This is a genomic window from Mycobacterium sp., assembly GCF_049278535.1.
GTDB lineage: Bacteria > Actinomycetota > Actinomycetes > Mycobacteriales > Mycobacteriaceae > Mycobacterium.
Window position 1 is genome coordinate 1 of sequence record NZ_JBAPMI010000189.1, and the last position, 3,949, is coordinate 3,949.

General features: G+C 66.8%; 3 protein-coding genes and 1 pseudogene. All 4 read left to right on the plus strand.

Annotated features, from left to right (window positions below; translation table 11 throughout):
* Window positions 1–2,017, plus strand: a 2,017-nt coding sequence (eccCb, locus tag WAO18_RS12925; protein ID WP_422206666.1) for a type VII secretion protein EccCb, incomplete at its 5' end; no start/stop codon positions are given.
* Window positions 2,018–2,041: 24 nt separating this feature from the next.
* Window positions 2,042–2,347 carry a PE family protein gene (locus WAO18_RS12930; protein WP_422206667.1) on the plus strand — a complete coding sequence of 102 codons (306 nt, stop codon included), beginning with the start codon at window positions 2,042–2,044 and terminating at the stop codon, window positions 2,345–2,347.
* Between the two features lie 2 nt (window positions 2,348–2,349).
* The gene (locus tag WAO18_RS12935; RefSeq protein WP_422206668.1) at window positions 2,350–3,777 is read left to right on the plus strand and encodes a PPE family protein; all 1,428 of its coding nucleotides are present in this window, start codon (window positions 2,350–2,352) and stop codon (window positions 3,775–3,777) included.
* 49 nt (window positions 3,778–3,826) lie between these two features.
* A pseudogene (esxG, locus tag WAO18_RS12940) lies at window positions 3,827–3,949 on the plus strand (type VII secretion system protein EsxG); the annotation flags it as partial.

The following is a 3,949-nucleotide window of genomic DNA, read 5'->3' on the forward strand; positions in this document are numbered from 1 at the left end:
CAAGAACACCTCCTATCGGATCGGTCTGAAGGTGGCCAGCCCGGCGGTGTCGCGCTCGATCATCGGTGTGGAGGACGCCTACCACATCGAATCGGGCAAGGAGCACAAGGGCGTCGGCTTCCTGGTGCCCGCACCCGGCGCCGCACCGGTCAAATTCCGCAGCACCTACGTCGACGGCATCTACGACCCGCCGCAGACGCCGAAAACTCTTGTGGTGCATTCTGTTCCCGAGCCCAAGCTATTCACCGCGGGGCGGGTGGAACCCGACCAGACCACGGTCATCGCCAAGAACGGGCACGACGCGCCGATCGCGCCGTCACGCAAGCTGATCGCCACCATCGGTGACCAGCTGGCCCGCTTCGGTCCTCGCGCGCCCGAGCTGTGGCTGCCGCCACTCGACGAGGTGATCCCGCTGAGCGCCGCGCTGGCCCGGGCGGCGGTGCCGCGCGGCGAGTGGCGTTGGCCGCTCGGTGAGATCGACAGGCCGTTCCAAATGCGGCGCGACTCGTTGGTCTTCGACGCGCGGTCGTCGGCCGGCAACGTGCTGATTCACGGTGGCGCGAAGTCTGGTAAGTCGACTGCCCTGCAGACGTTTATCCTGTCGGCCGCGAGCCTGCACTCACCCCGCGAGGTGAGCTTCTACTGCCTGGATTACGGCGGTGGACAGCTGCGCGAGCTGGAGGATCTGGCACACGTGGGCAGCGTCGCGTCGTCGCTGGAACCCGAACGCATCCGTCGCACCTTCGGCGAGCTCGAACAACTGCTGCGGTCACGGCAGGAGCGGGAAGTCTTCCGGGACAAGCAAGGGCCGGACGACGGCCTGGGCCAGGTTTTCCTGATCATCGACAACCTCTATGCCTTCAGCCGCGACAATACCGACCAGTTCAACACACGGAACCCGTTGCTGAGCAAGGTGACCGAACTGGTCAACGTCGGATTGGCCTACGGCATCCACGTCGTCGTCACCACACCCAGCTGGCTCGAGGTGCCGCTCGCGATGCGAGACGGTCTCGGGATGCGGCTGGAGCTCAAGTTGCACGACGCGCGCGACAGCAACGTCCGGCTGGTCGGGGCCCTGCACCGGCCGGCCGAGTCGGTGCCCGCCGACCAACCGGGTCGAGGTCTGACCATGGCCGCCGAGCACTTCTTGATCGCAGCACCCGACCTCGGCCAGGTTGCCGCCATCAATGAGCGCCACGCCGGGATCGCCGCGCCGCCGGTGCGGTTGCTGCCGACCAACCTGGAGCCGGCCACGCTCGAACCGCTGTACGGCGGCTCCGACCGGATCGTGATCGGTCAGCGCGAAGAAGACTTGGCCGCAGTCCAACTCGACTTCGCGCAGAACCCGTTGCTGATGGTGCTGGGTGACACCAGGACCGGCAAGACCACCCTGTTGCGGCACATCATCCGCACCATCCGGGACAACTCGACGCCGGACCGCGTCGCGTTCACTGTGCTGGATCGCCGGCTGCATCTGGTCGATGAGCCGCTGTTCGCCGACAACGAATACACCGCCAACATCGACCGGGTGACGCCGGCGATGCTCGGGTTGTCGGCGCTCATCGAGAAGCGCCGGCCGCCGGCAGGTCTCACCGCGTCGCAGCTGAGCGGCTGGTCATTCGAGGGCCACACCCACTACCTGATCATCGACGACGTCGATCAGATTCCGGACTCTCCGGCGATGACGGGACCTTATGTGGGGCAGCGTCCTTGGACACCGCTGATCGGATTGCTGGCGCAGGCCGGCGATCTGGGACTGCGGGTCATCGTGACGGCGCGGGCGACCGGTGCCGCGCATGCATTGATGACCAGTCCGTTGCTGCGCCGGTTCAACGACCTGCAGGCGACCACGCTGATGCTGTCGGGCAACCCGACCGACGGCGGCAAGATTCGCGGTCAGCGGTTCGACCGGCTACCGGCCGGCAGGGCAATTCTGCTGACCGACAGCGATATTCCGACATATGTGCAGTTGGTCAAGCCGCTCGTCGACCAGAGTGTGGCTGCTGATGGCCGCTGATTTTCATCGAAAGGAGTATGTGTCATGACACTGCGAGTAGTTCCGGAAGGATTGGCCTCGGCCAGCGCCGCGGTAGAAGCGATCACCGCCCGGTTGGCGGCGGCGCAAGCGGGTGCGGCCCCGGCGATTACGGCTGTCGTCCCGTCTGCGGCCGACCCGGTGTCGCTGCAGACCGCGGCCGGCTTCAGCGCTCAGGGCAGCGAGCACGCTGCGGTGGCGGCCGAAGGCGTGGAAGAGCTCGGCCGCGCCGGAGTCGGTGTCGGTGAGTCTGGCGTGAGTTACGCAGCCGGTGACGCGGCCGCCGCGGCGACATACTTGGCCGGCCGCTGACGATGACCGCGCCGGTGTGGATGGCTTCGCCGCCGGAGGTGCATTCAGTGCTCCTCAGCAGCGGTCCTGGCCCCGGGTCGCTGTTGGCGGCTGCCGGGGCGTGGACCTCGCTGAGCACTGAATATGCCTCGGCGGCAAGCGACCTCACATCGCTACTAGGCGCGGTACAGGCCGGCGCGTGGGAAGGCCCGAGCGCCGAAGAATACGTGAGTGCGCATGTGCCCTATCTCGCGTGGCTGACGGAGGCCAGCGCCAACAGTGCCGGAACTGCGGCTCAGCACGAGGTCGCCGCGGCGGCGTACACCGCGGCGCTGGCCGCCATGCCGACGGTTCCCGAACTGGTTGCCAATCACGCGATTCACGGGGTACTGATCGCGACGAACTTCTTTGGTATCAACACGATCCCGATCGCGCTCAATGAAGCCGACTACGCGCGGATGTGGATCCAGGCGGCCACCACGATGACCACCTACCAGGGGGTGTCGGGCTCGGCGTTGGCATCGGCTCCCCGGACTGCAGCAGCACCCCCGGTACTCAAGTCGAACAACGCGGTGTCGGCGGCGGCCGCCCCGCCGTCGTCGGGAAACTTCTTCACCGAGCTGTTCAACCAGTTGATGCTTTTCCTGCAGAACCCCGCCGGGGTGATCAGCTCCATCCTCGCCAACCCGAGTGCATGGTTCCCGCTGTTGTTCTTCATCGCTTACGAAGCGTTCTTCATTCCGTTCGGGAACACCTTCTGGTCGATCCTGCTCAGTTCGCCGGCCTGGCTCGGGCTCATCCTCGGGCTGGCGCTCAACGCGGCATCGATGGCAGGGCCGGCGGCCGTACCCGCAGTGGTCGGGGCGCCCGGAATCTCGCCAGGACGGGCTGCCGGGATGCCCGCCGCCACCGTGGCTTCGACGGGTGGGACCCCTTCGACGGCTGCCGGCTCGGCATCGACGACCGGCGTGGCCGCCGCCGGCGCCCCAGCAGCTGCGCCCGCGGCCGCAGGCTTCGGCTACCTGGTTGGGGGTATCGATCCCGGCGACGATCCCGGACCGACATTGATCGACCGCGACGAGACCAAGGCACCGGCGAGTTCTATCCCCGCAGCGGCCGCGGTAGCCGCGGTGAGCCGGGGCAGGACCCGGGCCCGGCGAAAACGTCGGGCTGAAATACACGACCACGCGGATGAATTCGCCGACATGAACGTCGAGGTAGACCCGGATTGGAGCGCGCAGGCCGACCGGGAGCCGGCCTCGGTAGCAGTGGCCTCGGACCGTGGTGCTGGTCCGTTGGGGTTCGCCGGCACGCTGGACAAGGGCGACGTCGCGGAAGCGGTGGGATTGGCGACGTTGAGCAGCAACGGATTTGGCAACGGGCCAACCATGCCGATGGTGCCGGGCACCTGGGGCCCGGAGCCGCCAGAGGGGGAGGGGGACCACAACTGAGTGGGTGTTGTGCGACAACGATAATCAATGTGACGAAAGGATTTCAGGGATGAGTATGTTGGATGCTCATATTCCGCAGTTGGTGGCGTCGCAGTCGGCGTTTGGTGCCAAGGCGGGGTTGATGCGGTCGACGATTGGTCAGGCTGAGCAGGAAGCGATGTCGTCGCAGGCG

Excerpts from the sequence above, each read along its gene's own strand:
- WAO18_RS12930 (WP_422206667.1), top strand. The coding sequence starts at position 2,042 with ATGACACTGCGAGTAGTTCCGGAAGGATTGGCCTCGGCCAGCGCCGCG.
- WAO18_RS12935 (WP_422206668.1), top strand. The coding sequence starts at position 2,350 with ATGACCGCGCCGGTGTGGATGGCTTCGCCGCCGGAGGTGCATTCAGTG.